The organism is Micromonospora sp. WMMD967 (assembly GCF_029626165.1).
Classification (GTDB): Bacteria; Actinomycetota; Actinomycetes; order Mycobacteriales; family Micromonosporaceae; genus Micromonospora; species Micromonospora taraxaci.
Genome location: NZ_JARUBK010000001.1, coordinates 3,288,458 through 3,307,494 on the forward strand (window position 1 = coordinate 3,288,458; position 19,037 = coordinate 3,307,494).

Annotated in this window: 12 protein-coding genes; all 12 read right to left on the minus strand. The window is 71.2% G+C overall.

All coding sequences use genetic code 11. The features are described 5' to 3' along the window. Nucleotides 1-150 precede the first annotated feature (150 nt). The 12 genes from O7631_RS15370 to O7631_RS15425 all read right to left on the minus strand — a co-directional run bounded on the left by O7631_RS15370 (nucleotide 151) and on the right by O7631_RS15425 (nucleotide 19,011). Entirely contained in the window at nucleotides 151-3,255 is a 3,105-nt protein-coding gene (locus O7631_RS15370; protein ID WP_278144839.1) for a M14 family metallopeptidase, read from the minus strand. Between the two features lie 188 nt (nucleotides 3,256-3,443). Next, nucleotides 3,444-5,324 carry a nucleoside-diphosphate sugar epimerase/dehydratase gene (locus tag O7631_RS15375; protein WP_278144840.1) on the minus strand — a complete coding sequence of 627 codons (1,881 nt, stop codon included), beginning with the start codon at nucleotides 5,322-5,324 and terminating at the stop codon, nucleotides 3,444-3,446. A gap of 89 nt (nucleotides 5,325-5,413) precedes the next feature. Continuing rightward, a complete protein-coding gene (locus O7631_RS15380; RefSeq protein ID WP_278144841.1) occupies nucleotides 5,414-6,679 on the minus strand; it encodes a glycosyltransferase family 4 protein in 1,266 nt (421 codons plus the stop codon). After that, nucleotides 6,676-7,941, minus strand: a complete 1,266-nt coding sequence (locus tag O7631_RS15385; RefSeq protein ID WP_278144842.1) for a glycosyltransferase family 4 protein — start codon at nucleotides 7,939-7,941, stop codon at nucleotides 6,676-6,678. Before O7631_RS15385 ends, O7631_RS15380 begins: the two co-directional genes overlap by 4 nt. 17 nt (nucleotides 7,942-7,958) lie before the next feature. Next, on the minus strand, nucleotides 7,959-10,634 hold the full coding sequence (locus O7631_RS15390) for an O-antigen ligase family protein (RefSeq protein WP_278144843.1): 2,676 nt from the start codon (nucleotides 10,632-10,634) through the stop codon (nucleotides 7,959-7,961). A gap of 191 nt (nucleotides 10,635-10,825) precedes the next feature. Next, on the minus strand, nucleotides 10,826-12,049 hold the full coding sequence (locus O7631_RS15395) for a glycosyltransferase (protein WP_278144844.1): 1,224 nt from the start codon (nucleotides 12,047-12,049) through the stop codon (nucleotides 10,826-10,828). Nucleotides 12,050-12,120: 71 nt separating this feature from the next. Continuing rightward, nucleotides 12,121-12,765, minus strand: coding sequence for an acetyltransferase (locus O7631_RS15400; RefSeq protein WP_278144845.1), 645 nt, complete (start codon nucleotides 12,763-12,765; stop codon nucleotides 12,121-12,123). Then, on the minus strand, nucleotides 12,762-13,910 hold the full coding sequence (locus O7631_RS15405; RefSeq protein ID WP_278144846.1) for an aminotransferase class I/II-fold pyridoxal phosphate-dependent enzyme: 1,149 nt from the start codon (nucleotides 13,908-13,910) through the stop codon (nucleotides 12,762-12,764). Before O7631_RS15405 ends, O7631_RS15400 begins: the two co-directional genes overlap by 4 nt. After that, complete coding sequence (locus tag O7631_RS15410) at nucleotides 13,907-14,596, minus strand: sugar transferase (protein ID WP_278144847.1); 690 nt, start codon at nucleotides 14,594-14,596, stop codon at nucleotides 13,907-13,909. Before O7631_RS15410 ends, O7631_RS15405 begins: the two co-directional genes overlap by 4 nt. Nucleotides 14,597-14,960: 364 nt before the next feature. Beyond that, nucleotides 14,961-15,395 (minus strand): hypothetical protein, encoded by a 435-nt coding sequence (locus O7631_RS15415; protein ID WP_278144848.1) that lies wholly within the window; start codon nucleotides 15,393-15,395, stop codon nucleotides 14,961-14,963. Nucleotides 15,396-15,418: 23 nt separating this feature from the next. Next, on the minus strand, nucleotides 15,419-16,300 hold the full coding sequence (locus O7631_RS15420) for an aminoglycoside phosphotransferase family protein (RefSeq protein ID WP_278147944.1): 882 nt from the start codon (nucleotides 16,298-16,300) through the stop codon (nucleotides 15,419-15,421). Nucleotides 16,301-16,557: 257 nt separating this feature from the next. Continuing rightward, nucleotides 16,558-19,011, minus strand: a complete 2,454-nt coding sequence (locus O7631_RS15425) for a Tex family protein (protein WP_278144849.1) — start codon at nucleotides 19,009-19,011, stop codon at nucleotides 16,558-16,560. Between the last annotated feature and the right edge of the window lie 26 nt (nucleotides 19,012-19,037).

A 19,037-nucleotide genomic window follows, 5' to 3' on the forward strand; every position in this document is an offset into this window, starting at 1 on the left:
GCTCATCACATCGGTGCGGGGCGCACCCGCCGTACGCCGAAGGTGCGCCGGCGGCCCACCCGGCCTGCGCCGAAGGTGCGCCGGCGGCCCACCCGGCCTGCGCCGAAGGTGCGCCGGCGGCCCGTGGACCGCCGGCGCACCTCGCCGCCGTCAGGGGCGGGGTTGACCGGTGAGGTGGGTCAACGAGCGGGCGACCAGGTCATCGCGGGCCGCCGGGGAGAGGCCCTCCAACCCGAAGCCCAGGTACACCGTGTCCCCGGTGACCACCACCGAGCCCTCCTCGAACGCCTGCTGGCTGCGCGACCAGTCGTTGGCGTTGCCACCGGACCCGGCCGGCGGACCGGCCACCGTCCAGCCGTCCAGGTCGGCGGACTCGAACGAGGTCTCCGCCACCGTCGACCCGTCGACCACCACCCGGGCGTCGTCCAGGAAGACGCCGAGGCCCTGAGTGGCCCAGTCCGAGGCGTACGTGATCGACACCTCGACCTGCTTGCCGGCGTACGCGGTCAGGTCGACCACGAACTCCTTCCAGCCGCTCGACGTCCCGGTCGCCGCGTTCCAGCTTCCGGTGCTACCGGTGGGGGAGCAGCCAGCGCCCTGGTAGTGGGCGAGGAACGGGTGCAGCTCGTCCCAACCCGAGGCGCAGCTGTCCCCGGTGACAGTGCTGGTCTTGCCGTTGACGTCCGGCAGGGTCGTCCAGTCGTCGCTGCCCACCTCGTGCGCCTCGACGAAGAGGAAGTCCCAGTTCTGCTCGATCTCGTACGAGGTGAAGAAGCGCAGCTCTCCGCTGGTCGCCGCGCTGAGGTCCACCGTGCGGGTGAGCCGCTTGTACGACTCGTCGGCCTGCCCGCTGTGCAGGTACCACTCACCCGTACGCGGGTCGAACGGCGCGCCACCGGGTCGGGTCCAGCCCACCGGCGCGGAGCTGGCGAACTGCGGGAACTCGTCCGGCGGCAGGAAGCTCGACGTGGTCAGGAACGACGCGGTGTGCCCCTGGTTCTCCGCCGAACCGGCCGCGTTGAGCTGCCCGTCGAAGCCGGTGAACGCGCCGTCGCGGCCGGCGACCGGGAACGGCTCTCCCTCCGGCGCGGTGCCGCCGTCGCTGACGTAGGTGTGCGCCCCCAACCAGTACTGCTGGAAGTCGTTCAGCAGCGGCAGGCAGGTGAGGTCGTCGGCGTTGGTGCACTCCGGCGGCGCGTCCGGGTGGTAGACGTACGAACCGTTGGCGCCCTGGGCGAACAACGCGTACTGGCCGCTGACCAGGAGCTTTCCACCCTCGTTCAGGTAGTCCCGGACGGCCAGTTCGGTGTCCAGCGCCGCCTTGGCAGCGGTGCCGGCAACCTGGCCGGGGGAGCGCATGATCACGTCGTCGCCGGTCTCCCACACCACGGCCTTGTAGTGCGACAGCACCCCGAGCGGGTGCGGCGCCCTGCGGCCCATCACGTCGAAGTCGTACACGTCGCTGCTGCGCCCGGCGGCGCTCAACGACGCCGCGATCTCGTCGGCGTACTTCGCGGAGGTGCCGGTCTGCGCCGGGCTGAGACCGGTGACGTCCTCAGCGGCGAGGACCAGCACGTCACCGCCGATGTCGCTGTGCACCCGGTAGGTGAAGTGTTCGCTTGCGACCACCCCGGACCGGGGTTTGTTGCCGGTGAACCAGACCTCCACCCGGTCTCCCGGTTTCGTGCCGCCGACCGTCCCGCGTAGCTCCGCGTAGTAGTCGTCGTGCGTGCCGCCGTACCGCTCGCCGCCGCGCCACTCGCGGACCGCGACGGTCTTCGGTCGCCCGCCGTTGACCGTGTAGTGCATCTTCACGTTCTTCAGCGCCCGCCGGGTGATGGCGGCGACCTGCTGGGTGCGCCCGTACGAGGTGTCGAAGGCGTCCACCACGAAGTCCGGGGTGCTCCGGCCGACCACCGACACCGGCTCGTCCGGGTCCGCCGCCGACTTGGCCACGGCCAACGCGAACGGCAGGTTCTTGCTCACCTCGCCGGCGATCAACGTCTCGTCGTCGGGGAAGATGAAGCCACTGACGCAGTCCTCCGGACGCCACTCGTCGTCCGGGTCCACCGCCGAGGCGGCCTCACAGGTCGACATCTCCGGGGTGAAGCCCAGCGTGCCGTACCGGACGGTGGCGTGGCTGTCGGTGTCACCGTTGGTGGTGTACAGCTCGGCGGAGATGTCCGGGTCGTAACCGGGCACCGCCGGGTGCGCGTCGTCCCCGGCCATCGCCTTGTAGATCTCGTCGTCGGGGCTGGGAGTGCTCACCTGCCAGCCGATGCCGTAGAGCAGCAGCTCGGCCGCCGAGTGGTAGTTGACGAAGAACTCGAACCCGACCCGCTTGAAGAGCTGGTCCAGGGCCTTCGTCTCCGGCTCCGAGTTGGGGCCCGGGCCCCGGTAGGTCTCGCTGTTCGGCTCCGGTGACGAACCTTCGTTGTCGTACCCCCACTTGTAGCTGAAGTTGCGGTTGAGGTCCACGCCGTCGCCGGAGGTGATCTGTCCGTCGCCGTTGTTGTCCCGCAGGTTCTTGCGCCACAGTCGGTTGCCCGAGGTGAAGGTGAAGTCGTAACCGTCCGGGTTGGCCACCGGCAGGAACCACAGCTCGGTCGTGTCCAGGAGTTTGGTGATCTCCTGGTCGGTGCCGTAGCTGTCCAGCACGTGGTGCATCAACCGGCGGGTCATCTCCGGCGTGATCCACTCGCGGGCGTGCTGCGCGCCGGCGTAGAGCACGGCGGGTCGCTTCCCGTCCGCGACGGTCCGCGCGTTCTTGGTGACCTTCACGGCGACGATCGGCTGGCCCTGCTGGGTGCGACCGATCGTCTCCACCTTGGTCAGCTTCGGATAGCGGGCCGCGGTGGCGTTCAACTCGTCGCGCAGACCGCCCGGTTCCCCGTAGGGCCGGAACGCCGTCCAGCCCGCCGCCGCCTGCTCCCGCAGCGCCTGCGACGCGTCCTTGCCGCGCACCTTCTTCACCGACAGCGGGACGCCCTGGTCGGTCAGCCGCTTCGCCTGCCGGCGGCTGAGCACCGTCTCGACTGTCGTCTTGCCGGTCGAGTCCGTCTTCGCGTCGTGGCCGAGGTCGACCCCCGCCGCGCGTAGCTGGTCCCGCTGTTTCGCGTCGACCGTGCCGACGTAGACCTCCAGGCCGTCGCGGGCGACTGGTTCGGACGGTGGCTTCGCGCTTGCCGGCGGGGTCAACGCCAGTGCGCCGAGCAGGGTGACCACGCTGGCGATCGTCAGTCGTCTCGGTCTCATCGCGCCTCCTTGGGTGAAGGACCTGTAGGCGCGAGCCTCTCGGTGTGGACTGATCTCTGTCAATCGGTCGATGGGTGTGTCGTTGCTGCCCGTGTCGATGCCGGTGCCAACCGTCACAGTCGCGGGCGCGCGCCCCGCAGGTGCGCCGGGTCTCCCCTGGACGTCACCTGCGGGGTGCGGCCGGTGGGTCAGCGCTGCGTGGGCGCGGACGTGATCGCTTTGGCGGCCTGCGCGACGACGCCGGTCGGTTGACCGCACAGCCAGGCGAGGCGATCGATGATCTTCTCCGGGTCGTCGAACGGGTCCAGCGTGGTGATCTCGATGGGGTCGAGTGGGGGCACCGCCACGTGCGAGATGAGCGGGTGCAGTGGGCGAAGGTCCTGCTCGCCGGCTCCGATGAGGTCTTCGTGGAGCTTCTCGCCCGGCCGGAGCCCGGTGTACACGATCTGCACCGGCCCGGGTGCCTGGGTCGCCAACTGGCGGGCGATGTCGTCGATCCGTACCGGCTCACCCATGTCGAGCACGAGCGCCTCACCGTCGCGGCCGATGCCGGCGGCCTGGAGCACCAGGTGTACCGCCTCCTGGACGGTCATCAGGTAACGGGTCACGTCGGGGTGGGTGACAGTGATGGGCAGCCCGGCCTCGATCTGGGCCCGGAACGCTGTGACCACCGAGCCTCGGCTGGACAGGACGTTGCCGAACCGGACGCTGAGGAACGTGCCGCCGTGGGTCGCGCCGGCGTTCGCGGTCAGCCGTTCGGTGATCCGCTTCGAGTAGCCGAGCACGCTGATCGGGTCGGCGGCCTTGTCTGTGGAGATGTTCACGAATCTCGTCACGTCGCGGCACGCGTTGAGTACCGCCTGCGTACCCCACACATTCGTCTTGACCGCTTCGCCCGGGTGACGTTGCAGCAGCGTCAGATGCTTCAGGGCGGCGGCGTGGAAGACGATGTCGGGTCGACGCTCCGCCATCACCCGTCGGATCCGCTCCTCGTCCCGCAGGTCGGCGAGGATCAGCTCGGGGCTGTCGAGCATCGCCCGACCCGACATCGACAGCTGGAGCGCGTGCAGGGCCGACTCGTCCCGGTCGAGCATCATCAACTCGCCCGGATCGGCGCGCATGATCTGACGGCACAGCTCGGAGCCGATCGACCCACCTGCGCCGGTCACCAGGATCCGACGCCCACGCAGCTGCGACTCCGCGTCGCTGAGGTCACCGACCACCTGGCGGCGGCCGAGCAGGTCGGCCATGTCCGGGTCCCGGACGTCGTTGACAGTGATCCGATGGTCGACCAGTTCCCGCACCGAAGGGAGGATCTTGAACGTCGCCCCCGTCTTCAGGGTGCTCTCGCGGACCTCGTTGATCAACTCGGAGTCCGCGTTCGCGGCCGAGAAGATCACCATCTTGGCGCCCGTGCGTCGCACGACGGTGCCGACGTCGTAGCGGGAGCCGAGCACGCGCACCCCGGCAAGGGACAGGTGCCGTTTCTGCGGGTCGTCGTCGAGCATTCCTACCGGTAGGAACTGGCCGGCCGGATCACTGAGCATCGCCCGCAGGAGACCCTGCCCGGCCGATCCCGCGCCGAAGAGCAGGACCGGTTCGGCGCGGCCGGCATCCGGGCGCAGCGTACGGTCGCTGCGGTTGCGGTACGTGAGTCGGGTGCCGAGCATGAGGAGCAGCGCGATCGCCGCGCCGACGAGTGGCGTGCTCGCGGGTACCGGCCGCGACGCCATCGGCACGAGCGCGATCAGCACGAGCACACCTGTGGCCAGGGCGGTGTTGGCGAGCCCCTGCGTTTCCTCGACGCTGCCCAGGGGGTGTCGACCGGCGTGGTTGCGGCGAACGGCGGACACCGCGACGTGCAGGGCCGCGGCCAGCACGCCCATGCCGATCGCGCGGGCCAGGGCAAGGCCGGTGAGCGAAAACTCGAAGCGCACCCACGCGGCGACGGCGAAACCCGCGATCCAGGCGAGGGTGTCCGCTGCGAGGAGGCCGCCGGTCAGGCGGAGGCTGCTACGCGACCGGCCAAGGTGTGCGGACTCGCTGGGGCTTGTCCCCGAAAGATCCATGTGGAAACTCCTGCTGCATAGCGGCTTACCTGGGGTCATTACGCCCAGATGGCTTTATTGGCGTCCTACCAAAACTAATCGCTTTATGACTAGTTAGTGACACTTTGCGAAGTTCGTCCAATTGACGACCCCGGCGTCTGCCGCGGCACTACCGCACCGCGCAGCACCGACTCGAACGAGTCGAAGAGCAGGTCACGGTCGAACTCGGTGGCCGCGAGCACCCGGGCGGCGGTCCGCGCCGCGGCGGTCCGGGTCGGGTCGGTGACGAACGCGCCAGCGAGCACCGCCGCGGCGGCAGGATCTCCCGCGGGCAGCACGAGGCCGGCACCGCTGCGCCGCAGGATGTCGGCGATCCATCCCTCGTGATTGACAGCGACCGGTCGACCGGCGGCCCACCCGTCGAACACCTTGTTCGCCGAGTTGGCGTGCAACGCCGGCTCGTCGCGCACCGTCGAGACGGCGAGGTCGCACGCACCGAAGAACGCTGCCACCTCGGCCTTCGGCATCTGGTCGAACATGAACAGGTTCCGGCCCAGGACATCGGACGATTCCGCCAGCGCCCGCACCCGTGCCGTCTCCGCGCCCTGACCCACGATCGCCACCCGCACGTCCGGATGGGCGCGACGCAGCGTCGCTGCCATGCGGACCAGGTAGCCCACGTCGTTGACGAAACCGAGCGTTCCCGCGTACAGGATCAGCGGCCGGTCGCCCAACCACGGCGTGCGAGCCCGTAGCGCCTGACCGGACGAGTCCGCGTCGGCGAACAACTCGCGGTCGCAGCCGTTGGGAACGACAGTCACCGCCGCCCCGGGATGCCGCGCTCGAACGCCCGCCGCCATGCCCGGTGACAGCGCCACGATGTGCGCGGCGTTCCGGTACGCCCACCCCTCCAGCGCCGTGGCCGCGCGGCGGGTCAGCGGCGACCGCAGAGCGCCCAGCGCGATCGGCACCTCCGGCCAGAGATCGCGCACCTCCAGCACCATCGGCGCGCGCCGACGTCGGGCCGAGTAGACGGCGGGTAGCGCGATGGTCAGCGGAGTGCTGGTCGCGAAGACGACGTCCTGCTCCAGCGAGGCCGCCCGGGTGGCAGCCAAGCGGGCGAACTGGCCGAAGGCCGAGAGTCGATCCCGGACGGACATCGCGTTGCGGTAGGGGACAGCCGCCCAGTGCACGACCGCGCCCGCCTCCACTGTGGTTCGCCAGGTCTGCCGGGTGCCGGATACGGGCTCGGTGTCACTGGTCACCACCTGCACGTCGTGGCCGTCACGGACCAGGCGCCGGGCGAACTCGTAGGAACGGGTGCCTCCGGACATGGCCGGGGTACGGAAGTACTGGTGCAGGTAGACGATCTTCACCGGGACACCCCGCCCCGACGCTGTCCGACCCGTTCCGTGGTCAACCGCTGATAGCACTCCTGCACCACGGAGACCTGACGGGACCAGGACTCCGACGTCTCGATGAAGCGCCGGTTCCGCTCCCGCAGCGGCGGCTCCAGCGGGCGGGCGACCAGGAACTGCTCTGCCAACGCCGCCTCCAACGGGCCACTGACGATGTCGGCCACCAAGCCTTCTTCGACCAGCTCGCGGTACGGCGGCAGGTCGGCGAGCAGGAGCCGGCAACCGGCGTGCGCCGCCTCCAGGACGGTGCAGCTGCGCTGGTCGAAGCGGGGAACCGAGATGCTCACCTCACTCGCCCGCATCAGTCGGAAGGTGTCCTCCGGGCTCAGCGACCGGTCCAGGACCGTGACCCGTCCGGGCAGACGCTCGGCGAGTTCCTTGGCTTCCGTGACGCACCGTCGCTGCGCCTGGGCGGCCGCCGCCTCGGCGGGACGGTGGCCGGTCAGGACGACGAGGTGGAGATCGAGACGAGTCATGGCCACCTCGGCGAACGCCCGCAGTACCTCGGGCGTGCGGTAGACGGGACCGGTCGTCCGGGCGGCGAAGAGCACTGTCGCGTCGTCCGGGATGCCGAACTCCCGCCGGACCGACGACGGCGTCACGGCGTCCCGCAGCGCGAACAGCCTGTCGTCGACACCCCACGAGACGGTGCGGGTACGGGCCGCCGGTATGCGGTAACTCTCGACGATCTCCGTACGGACCGACCCTGCGGTGGGGAGAACGAGGTCGCAGCGGCGTAGGGCGGCGCGGGCGACCCAGCGCCGGACCCTGGACCGACGCGCGGACTGCAGGTCGACGCCCCAGGGCGTGACGACCCGGGCGGGCCGACGCGGTGCCAGCAGCGACAGCAGACCCGCCATCCCTACCGAGTGCACGTGCAACACATCGGGGCGCGCCTCGCGTACCTGTCGGCGCAGCCACCAGCCGGCCGCGACGAGCTGCCACACCGCACCCCACGGCCCGTACCTGGTCCGACCGGTCCCGGGAGCGACGCGCAGGTCGACGCCGTCGATGGGCTCCGCGCCGATCCAACTGGCGGCGACGACCCGGTGGCCGCGTTCGGCAAGCGCGACCGCCCACTTGCGGGCGTGCAGTGAACTCGCGCCGCAGAGCAGCATCACGGATGGGAGCGTCGTGGGGGAAGTGCCGTCCGGGGCGGCCCGTTGCCGGTGCGGCCGGTCGGCGCTGTCGACCCCCGACAGGTCGGAACGCGCGGTCACCTTCGTCTCCTTCGTGGTCATATCAGGACCCGGTCGGCGGTGGAGCGGCTACGGCCTGCGCGGTAGCCGATCGGGCCGGGAGTCGGGACGCGCCTGTTCCTGACCGAGTGCCTCGGCCCGACGCGACGCACACCGGAGGCGGCTTCCGCCTCGACCGGCTGCCGGGCGGTGGCCACGGCCAGCAGCAGCACGAACGGGATGAGCACTGGAAGGGTGAGCAGCGGCTCGCCGAACAGGCTGCAACCTCCGATCGCGGCCATGCCGAGAACCGCCGCCTCCGCTGTGGAGTCGCCGGCGCGCAGGCGTCGGCGGAGCCGACGGATCACGATGAACAGGAGTCCGCCCACCAGGAGGACGCCGACGAGGCCGGTCTGGGTCAGCACCGTCAGGTACGTGTTGTGGGCGTGGTTGAGGCTGTCGATCTGGACGTCGACGGCCGCAACGGTGATTTCGGACTGGAAGTACTCCGGCAGGTGGGCTCGGAAGTTCTGGAACCCCACGCCCGTCACCGGGTAGTCGCCCGCCATCCGCAGGGCGCTGAGCCACAGGTCCAGGCGCACGCTGCTGGAACTGTCCAGCCGTCCGTCGACTGTGGTGTAGGCGATCCGTTCGGCCACCTTCTCCGGCACCAACTGCACGCCGGTCAGACCGACCGTGAGGACGATCACCATGCCGGTGAGGGCCAGGGCCACAGTGCGGCGCCGCTGGATCACGAAGCAGAGCAGGAGCAGCGCTCCACCGATGTACGTCGAGCGGCTGTACGACAGGACCACGCTGATGGTCACGGCGACGACCCCCGCGACGGTGAGGAGGCGGGCCGGGCCCGACACTCCCGGCCGCAGCCTGGACAGCAGTACGGCGAGGGCAAGCAGCAGCATCGGCCCCCACGCGTTGTGGTTCAGGCCGCTGAGGGATTCGGCGAGGGCCGGGTTCTCCTCGGCGAGCATCGGCGTCCCGACCAGAGCGAGACCGGCGTGGACCAGGCCGACGGCGGTGGCCGCGACAGCGAAGACGAGCAGGACGCTCCGCGATCGAGCTCGGGCACTGTCGATCAGCGGTAGGCACGCCAGCGGTACGGCGATGGCGGCGACCGAGCGGAACGCCTGGTTGGGCTGGCCACCGATGGCCACACCGAGAGCGAGCAGGCAGGTCAGGGCAGCGACGATGAGGACGGCCGGCATGCCGCGACGGGCCGGACGGCCCCGCAGCAGCGTCCCGACCAGGGTGCACAGGATCAGCGCGAGCAACGGCGTGGTGTCCGGTGCCAGCGCGAGGGGCAACTGCGACGCGGGAACCGCCAGCGCGATGCAGTAGAGACCGAACCCGGGCAGCGTGATGACGAGCACCACCACGGCGAGAGCGGCCAGTCTGAGCAGGAGCGTGGTGTCCTGCACCGCCACCACGCCGGCGGTCGCGCCGGCGACGAGTACGCCGGCCGCCCTACCCCACGCCGGCAGCACGGACTCGCGGTCCCGTCTTGGTGACCTCGTGTGTCGGCCCCCGTGTGTGATTGTCATGTTCGTCGGACCGTTTCTCCGACCCTGTACAGGCCGGTAACCGAGGAAGGCCCAGCCGACGACCAGGCCATAGAGGACGTATCCGGCCGACACGGCGAGGCCCGCTCCGAGCGTGCCGAACCGCGGAATGAGGACGGCCATGGCGAGCAGCCCGGCGACAGCGGCGCTGACAGCCGCCAGGGTGGGCGGGCCCGGGCGGTCGACCGCCGTCAGGTAGCTCTGCGCGGTGCGGGCGACCGCGAGCACGATGAGACCGGGCAGCATCGCCCACAGCACCGGCACGGCCTCGGCGAACTGTGGGCCGAAGAGCAGCGGGAAGACCAAGGGCGCCACCGCGGCCAGCAGCCCCGCCCCGACGGCGGTGATGAGCAGCGTCCGGACGGACATCCGGCGGACCGTGTGCCAGTCGGCGCCGCCGTGCGCGACCGCCGGCACCAGGATGAGGCTGAGCGCCACCGGGAGCACCAGGAGCATCTCGGCGAACGGCACCGCCACCGAGTAGACGCCGACGGCGCCGGCGCCAGCGACGAGGTGGATGGCGGGAACCTGGCTGCGGACCATCGCGAACTGGGCCAGGTTCGGTGCGTAGACCCGGCGTGCGAACGACCGGTACGCCGCCCTGTCCTCGGGCGGGCCGGGCTCGCGGCTCAACGGCAGCGCCCGGACCAGCAGCGCCGCCGCCGCGCACGCCTGACCCAGGAGGTACGCCCCGATGACCGTGTTGGTGTCCGCCCGCCCGGTCGCCGTCAGGACGACGAGCAGCACACCGTAGACGAGCAGTCCTCCGATGACGGTCAGGTTGTAGACCGATGCGCGACTACGACCGATCTCGGCCGTGCCGAGCAGCGAGGAGAGCAACACCACTGGACCGAGGGCCAGCGCGAGGGCGAAGGTGATCGGGTCGAGGCCTATCCGGACGGCCGGTCCGACCACCACCGCCAGTGCCCCCCAGGCGGCTGCCACGCCAACTCCCACGGTGCCGACGTGGCGCAGGCTCCACCACACCGTCCGACGGTGGGCGGCGACCGAGCCGCCCGCGTACCGGAGGTTGGCCGTCTCCATCCCCACGGTGAGGAGCGCTCCGAAGATCGAGGCGCAGGCGAGGACGACCGCCACCACGCCCCGGTCGTGCGGGCCGAGCACCCGGGCGGCCAGCACACCGGTCGCCAGACTCACGGCCAGAAGGACCACTCTGGTTCCGACGGACCCGGCGGCGGCGGCCGACACCGTGCTTTCCGAGACACGCGTCGGCCCGCCCGGGGCGGTGCCGGGCTTACCGGGTCCGGCCAGGTCAGGGCCACCGGCTGCGGCGGGTCCGGCATCCGTACCCGGGCCGGCACCCGATCCGAGGGGCGGCGTCGCGGCCGTCACCGGGCTACTTCCGACAGGCGCCCGGACTGCGGCAGTGGACGGCCGTCGAGCGCCGCCCGGTAGATCGCCTCGACGTCGGCGACCGTTCGCTCGATGTCGAACAGGTGCAGGCAGCGGTCACGTCCGAGTCGACCCATCGCAGCCCGCTGCTGGGGAGCCTCCAGCAGCTCGACGACCGCGTCGGCCAGCGCGCCCGGGTCCGCCGGGGGCACCAACAGGCCGGTCTCGCCGTGTTGCACGGTGTCGGGCAGCCCGCCGACGTCGCTGGCCACCACGCCTCGCTCCATCAACAGCGCCTCGACGGTGGCGTACGACGCGGATTCCTCGAGCGACGGCGTGACCGCCACGTCCAGACCGGCCAGGACGTCCTGCACGTCGGTCCGGCGGCCGGTGAAGTGCACCCGTTCGGCCACACCCAACCGGGCGGCGCGTTCCTCCAACTGGCGGCGGTAGCCGACGTCACCGGTGAACTCGTCGCCCACGACGAAGAGGTGGGCTGTCGGTACCCGGTCCAGCAGGCGGGGGGCCGCGTCGATGAAGACCTCGTGGCCCTTGAAACCGATGTCCTGGAACGCCTGCAACCGGCTGCGGTACATGTGCGCGAGCATCCCGACGGTAGGGGTGTCGGCAGCCAGTCCGAACTCGGCGCGGAACGGCTGCCCGCTGGCCGTCGGGTCGAGCCGGTGGACGTCGCACCCGTAGTGACTGACCGTCGCCGTCCTGGCCCCCAACTGTCGGTACCGGTCGGCGAACGCGTGGCACGACCCGATCAGGACATCCACCCGGGGCAGAGTCGCGCGGTCGATGCGATTGAACAGAGGGCTGCGCAGGTGGACGACGCCGGCGATCTGGTTGACCAGCAGCGGCCGTGGAGCGGCCAGGCTGGCCAACCGGCAGGCGATGTTCGCCTTCACCAGGTGTCCGTGCACCACGTCGGGGCGGAAACGTCGGATCAGGCGTACGAGTCGCAGTTGGGCCGCCGCGACACGGGGGAGTTGCCGGGGGCGCCAGCCGGACATCGGCACGACCTCGGTGCGTACTCCGGCTGCCCGTAGGCGGGCGGTGAGTGGGCCCTCGCCCGGTACGACCGCGCACACCTCGTGGCCCCGCCGCGCCAGGCCGGTCACCTGGTCGTGGAACCAGTCGCCGCCGACGGCCGTACTGGTCACCTGAAGTACGCGCAGTGGCCGTTCGCTGGCACCGCGACGGTTTGTGCTCACGTCCCGCTCCTCGTGCCGGACCACGTGGCCACGGCGTCGGTATCGATCCCGTCTGGGTCGGTCACTGCTGCTCAGCGCGCTGGTACGCCCTTGACGACGGCAGCGGCGGGCACGTCCCGGGTGACACACGCACCCGCGCCGACCGTGGCGTCCCGACCGACCCGCAGTCCTTGCAGCACGGCGGCGGTGGTGCCGATGAGCACCGCCTCGCCGAGTTGGCAGTCGCCCGACACGGCCGCTAGTGGGTTCACCGCGACGAAGTCGGCGAGTGTGCTGTCGTGGCCGACTGTGACGTTCTGGTTGAGATGGACGTGCCGGCCGATGGTCACGTTGGTGGTGACGCGGGCTCCCGCGAACGCCACGAAGCCCGGGCCGTGTCGCGTGTCCGGCCCGATCGTCGCCGCCGGGTGGACGAGGCTGGTCGCCGGCGTGCCGTAGGCGTCGACGCGCTGGGCCACCGCACGTCGTATCCGGGGGTCCCCGATACCGATGACGTGATGGGTGTCCGCCGGGGCTTCGCGCAGCCACGGCAGCCCACCGAGGTAGGGCACGTCGAGTTGCTGCACCCGTTTGAGGTTCACCTCGCTGGGTCGGTCGTCGACGAAGCCGAGCAGGAGCCAGCGGGGTTCGCCCGAGGCGGAGTTCATCGCTCGGGCGATGCTCAGCACCTCGCGGCCGTGACCGCCGCAACCGACGATCACCAGTGGAATCGTCATGCCGGTCGCCCCGCTCGGCGCCCACCGAGGAACTCGTCGATCGCCTCGAACACCAGCCCGACCTGTCGCTCGGTGAGCGCGCTGCCACTGGGCAGGGTGAGGCCGTGGGTGAAGAGTCGGTCGGCGGCGCCGGTGAGCAGACTGTCGGCGCCGACGAAGACGGGTTGACGGTGCATCGGGTTCCAGACCGGGCGCGTCTCGATGCCCCGGGTGGCCAGGTGCGCGGCCAGGTCGGCGGCCTGCCAGCCGCACTGCTCCTCGTCGACGGTGATGACGGTGAGCCAGCAGTTCGAGTCGGTGTCGTCGAGGCCGACCAGTTCGACCCCGGGCACCGGCGCGAACACCTTGGCGTACTGGTCGCGTAGGTGGCGGCGTCGGGCGATCATCCCGTCCAGCCGGACGAGCTGGGCCCGGCCGAGCGCGGCCAGGAGGTTGCTCAGCCGATAGTTGTAGCCGGTCTCGCGGTGCTCGTAGTGCGGCGTCGGTTCCCGCGCCTGGGTGGCGAGGTGGCGAGCCCGGGCCAGCAGGGCCGCGTCGTCGGAGACGAGCATCCCACCGCCGGACGTGGTCATGATCTTGTTGCCGTTGAAGGAGAGTGCCCCGACCTGTCCGAAGGACCCGGCTGGACGCCCTTGATGCCGAGCGCCGAGCGCCTCCGCGGCATCCTCGACCAGCGGGATCTCGGCGTCGGCGCAGACCGGCACCAGTCGGCTGTAGTCGGCGCAGCTTCCGAACATGTCCACCGGCACGACCGCGCCGACCCGCTCACCCCGGGACCGCAAGCGTCGCACCAACTCGTCGACCAGGCCGACGTCGACATTGCCGGTTCGGGGTTCACAGTCGACGAAGATCGGCCGCGCCCCGATGTAGCGGACCGCGTTGGCGGTGGCGATGAAGGTCAGGGTGGGCACGATGACCGCGTCGCCGGGGCCCACCCCGACGCCGAGTAGTGCCAGGTGCAGGGCGGCGGTGCCGGAATTGACGGCGACGGCTCCGCCCGTGCCGACCCGTTCGGCGACGTCGCGTTCGAATGCCTGGAGGTCGGGGCCCACCGGGGCTACCCAACCGGAGCGCAGGGCGGCCACCAGGTACGACTCCTCCAGCGGCCCGACGTCCGGCGGCGACAGGTACACCGTCTGACTCATCGGGCACCGCCCGAGCGTGTGGTGACCGGGCGGGAGTCGCTGTGTGGCGACGACCAGCCTGGCGTCCCCAGGAACTCGGGCGCCGTGACGGATCCGGCCGCGGAGATTCCCTCGCGGCGCAGTACCGTCCGCACGGTCGCGGCGACGATCGTCAGGTCGCCACGGAGGTTGTGGCTGTCCACGTACCGCACGTCGAAGTCCAGCTTCTCCTCCCAGCTGAGGCTGTTGCGCCCGCGGATCTGGGCCAGGCCGGTGACACCAGGACGTATCTCGTGCCGGCGGGCCTGGTGGGGGGAGTAGCGGCTGAGGTATTCGGGAAGGAGCGGTCGTGGGCCGACCAGACTCATGTCGCCACGCAGGACGTTCCAGAGCGTCGGCAACTCGTCCAGGCTGGTGGCGCGCAACCAACGCCCGAGTGGGGTGAGCCGGTCGCTGTCGCCGAGCAGGCCGAGCTTCAGGTTGGGCGGCCGCATGGTGCGGAACTTGACCATTTCGAAGGGCTGTCCGTGCAGTCCGGCGCGGCACTGGCGGAACAGCACCGGCCGACCGAGACCAACCGCGACCAGGGCCGCCACCATGATCAACAGTGGCGTGGCCAGGATCAGAACGACCGCCGCCACGACCACGTCGATGATTCGCTTGCTCCGCTCCGGACTGCGCCGGCGCAGGGACAGATCAGCATCCACGAGACCACCAGGCACTGGCACGTTGTGACCTCCCACGTGACCTACACAAAACGTACGTATTTGTCATATCAGGGATAGACGGTGTGTCGATGGTGAATAGCGACACCGGGTCCGCATTCCCCCGATCAACCCCGAAACCCCGTAGTCGGACACGGCCAATCCGACGGTGTTGTGCAGGTCGGCGGCTAACCGCCCGAGCGGCAGCCATGCGTCGGCCGGTCGGGCGGGGAAGAAGTGACCGGTTGGCCCATGGTGACGATGCGGATGCGCAGAGTAGTGACGCCAGGTGAAAGGGCGCCTCAGCCGCTACTGGTGATCGTTCAACCTGGCGGGGGCTGCCTGCCCGGCGTGCGGGTGGTGGGAGTTACTCGCCGGTGGCCGGATCGTCCAACAGGCGGCTGAGCAGCGTCCGCAACGGGATCGATTCACCGTCGCGGCCACCGGCACCGACGACCAGCGGCGCCGGGCTGGGCTGCGGCTCGACGCCGAACAGGCGGGCCCGCAGACCGCCCGGCACGTTCAACAGGTGGAACCGGCCGTCCACGTCCACCGCCCGGGTCTCGGCCCGGTCGACGTACCACCCGGTCAGCCTGGTCCGGTAGCGCCCACGGCCGTCGTAGCCGCGGGCGACGAGGCGGGTGGGGGGCAGCCCACGCCGGGTCGCCTCGGCCACGAACCAGGCCACCAGCTTCGCCGCATCGGACTGCTCGGCGGCCCGCCGCCGCGCGTCCGCGTCGGCGTGCGCGCGCACCGCCTGCCGCTGCTGGTCCCGCCACGTCCGGCCGTCCGGCTCACTCACGACGTCGACGGTACGCGACGGGCCTACTCGAGGACGGCCCGCAGTGTGCGCCGGGCGATCGCGGCCATCACCGGGTTCGTCCGGACGTAGTACGGAAGCGCGTTGATCGCCTGCCCCAGCGCCCAGCCGCGCCCGCGCTCCCAGGTCGCGTCGTCCACGCCCAGCGCCCGCCGGTATGTCTCCCGTGACCCGGCGTCGAACAGGTTCCACGCCGGCATCAGGTCCACCGCCGGGTCGCCGACCGTGACCGTCTCCAGGTCGATGACGGCAGCCAGTCGACCGTCCCGGACCAGCAGGTTGCCCGGCATCAGGTCAGCGTGGATCCATGCGTCGGCGTCGTGGCGCGGGACGTCGCGGCAGCGGTCCCACACCTCGGTCAGCCGAGCGGTGTCGGTCAGCGCGCCGCTGACGGAGAGGGCCGTCCGCACCCCGGCGTCCTGCGCGAGCAGTGGGCCACCCCGACCCGACCCGGACCAGACCCGACCGCCGGTGTCGACTGCCCGCAGCGCGGTCACGACGCCGGCCAGGTCACGGGCGAAGCCGTCCAGGTCGTCGACCCGGCCGGGGTGGATCGGCTCGCCGGCGATCCAGCGGTACGCCGTCCACGGCCCGGGGTACCCCTCGCCCGGCTCGCCGAGGCCGAGCGGTTCGGGCACGGCGACCGGCAGGTGCGCGGCGAGCATCCGGGCGTGCTCCTGCTCACGTTCAAGCTCGGCGCGCAGTGCCGGATCGGCGCCGGGCCGTAGGGGGAACCGCAGCACGACCTCCGAGCCGAGGCGGAACAGGGCGTTCACCGTGCCGGTCGAGGCGAGCGGGTGGATCGGCAGTGCCCGCCAGTGGGGGAACTGCGTGGCCACCAACGCGGCGACGACGTCGGCGGTGACGTCGACCTGGTCGGCATGCATCCTCACCAGGAGATCATTGCCCGAGGCCCCATCGCCACGCGAGCGGGTTTCACGCAGCCCTCACCGACTGGCCGCAGCCACGACCAGCTGCCGGCCCGATCGGCCGTCCGTCCACACGAAAGACGACCACCGCTTGTCAATCTTGGACAGTTTCCGTTCGCGCGGAACGGAAACTGTCCAAGATCTACTCGCGAGACGCGTCGCCCGGGATGCCTGCCGTGAAGGAGGCGTCCCGGGCGGCGTCACCGTTGGTCTGGTCAGGCCAGTCCGGCGCGGCGCAGGGCCTCCGCCATCGCGTCGTTGGCCGGGGCCGATCCGCCCTGCCGCTGCTGGCCGCCGCGGCCACCCTGCGACCCGCGACCACTCTGACCGCCGCGACCGCCCTGACCGCCGCGACCGCCCTGGCCAGCCTGCGAGCTCTGACCGCCGCGACCGCCCTGGCCACCCGGCCCGCGCTGGCCGCCGCGGCCACCCTCACCGCCGCGTCCCTCCTGGCTCGTCCGGCCACCACCACCGGCGACGGCGGGCTCGTCCTCCAGGCGCAGGGTCAGCGAGATGCGCTTGCGGGGTACGTCCACGTCGAGCACCCGGACCTTGACCACGTCACCGGACTTCACCACCTCGCGGGGGTCCTTCACGAACGTCCGGGACATGGCCGAGACGTGCACCAGGCCGTCCTGGTGCACCCCGACGTCGACGAACGCGCCGAACGCGGCCACGTTGGTGACCACGCCTTCGAGCACCATCCCGGGCGTCAGGTCGCTGATCTTCTCCACGCCCTCGACGAAGGTGGCGGTGCGGAACTCCGGCCGAGGGTCGCGGCCCGGCTTCTCCAGCTCGGCCAGGATGTCGGTGACGGTGGGCAGACCGAACCGCTCGTCGACGAAGTCGGTGGCCCGCAACCCGCGCAGGATGCCGCTCCTGCCGATCACCGCGCGCAGGTCCTGACCGGTGCTGGCGAGGATCCGGCGCACCACCGGGTACGCCTCCGGGTGCACGCTCGACGAATCCAGCGGGTCGTCGCCGTCGGGGATGCGCAGGAAGCCCGCGCACTGCTCGAACGCCTTCGGCCCGAGGCGCGCCACCTTCTTCAGCTCGGTACGCGACCGGAACGGCCCGTTGGCGTCCCGGTGCAGCACGATGTTCTCGGCCAACCCGGCCCCGATCCCGGAGACCCGGGTCAACAGCGGCGCGGACGCGGTGTTGACGTCCACCCCGACGGCGTTGACGCAGTCCTCCACCACCGCGTCCAGCGAGCGGGACAGCTTCACCTCGGACAGGTCGTGCTGGTACTGCCCCACCCCGATCGACCGCGGGTCGATCTTGACCAGTTCGGCGAGCGGGTCCTGGAGCCGCCGGGCGATGGAGACCGCGCCGCGCAGCGACACGTCCATCCCGGGCAGCTCCTGCGAGGCGTACGCGGACGCGGAGTAGACCGACGCGCCCGCCTCGGAGACCATCACCTTGGTCAGGTTGAGCTGCGGATACTTCTTGATCAGGTCGCCGGCCAGCTTGTCGGTCTCCCGCGAGGCGGTGCCGTTGCCGATCGCCACCAGCTCCACCCCGTGTGCCCCGGCCAGCCGCGCCAGGGTCTCGATCGACGCGTCCCACTGCCGACGGGGCTCGTGCGGGTAGATGGTGTCGGTGGCGAGCACCTTGCCGGTGGCGTCCACCACGGCCACCTTCACGCCGGTCCGCAGGCCCGGGTCCAGACCCATGGTGGGCCGGGTGCCGGCCGGTGCTGCCAGCAGCAGGTCACGCAGGTTCGTCGCGAAGACCCGTACCGCCTCCTCCTCGGCTGCCTGCCACAACCGCAACCGCAGGTCCGCGCCGAGGTGGATGAGGATGCGGGTGCGCCACGCCCACCGCACGGTGTCGGTCAGCCAGCGGTCCGCCGGGCGACCGGCGTCGGACACCCCGAACCGTCCGGCGATGGCCGCCTCGTACCGGCTGGGTCCGGTCGGTACGGCGTCCGCGTCGCCGGCCTCCTCCGGATCCATGGTCAGGTCGAGCACGCCCTCCTTCTCGCCCCGGAACATGGCCAGGATCCGGTGTGAGGGCAGCTTCGGGTACGGCTCGGAGAAGTCGAAGTAGTCGGCGAACTTCGCGCCGGCCGTCTCCTGACCGTCGCGTACCCGGGAAACGAGGCGGCCCCGCGACCACATCTGCTCGCGCAGCGTGCCGATCAGGTCGGCGTCCTCGGCGAAGGTCTCGATGAGGATCGCCCGCGCGCCCTCCAGCGCGGCGGCGGCGTCCGCGACACCCTTGTCCTCGTCGACGAACCCGGCGGCGGTGGCCCGCGGGTCCTGGGTGGGGTCGGCCAGCAGCGACTCGGCCAGCGGGGCCAACCCGGCCTCGCGGGCGATCTGCGCCCGGGTCCGCCGCTTGGGCTTGTACGGCAGGTAGATGTCCTCCAGCCGGGACTTCGAGTCGGCGGCCATGATCTGCGCTTCCAGCGCCTCGTCGAGTTTGCCCTGGGTGCGGATCGACTCCAGCACCGCGGCCCGCCGCTCGTCCAGCTCGCGCAGGTAGCGCAACCGCTCCTCCAGGGTGCGCAGCTGGGTGTCGTCGAGCAGGCCGGTGGCCTCCTTGCGGTAGCGGGCGATGAACGGCACTGTGGCGCCGCCGTCGAGCAGCTCCACGGCCGCCCGCACCTGACGCTCGGCCACGCCGAGCTCGTCGGCGATCCGCTGATGAACAGACTGGGTCACGATCTCGATCCGCCTTCGGGAGTGGG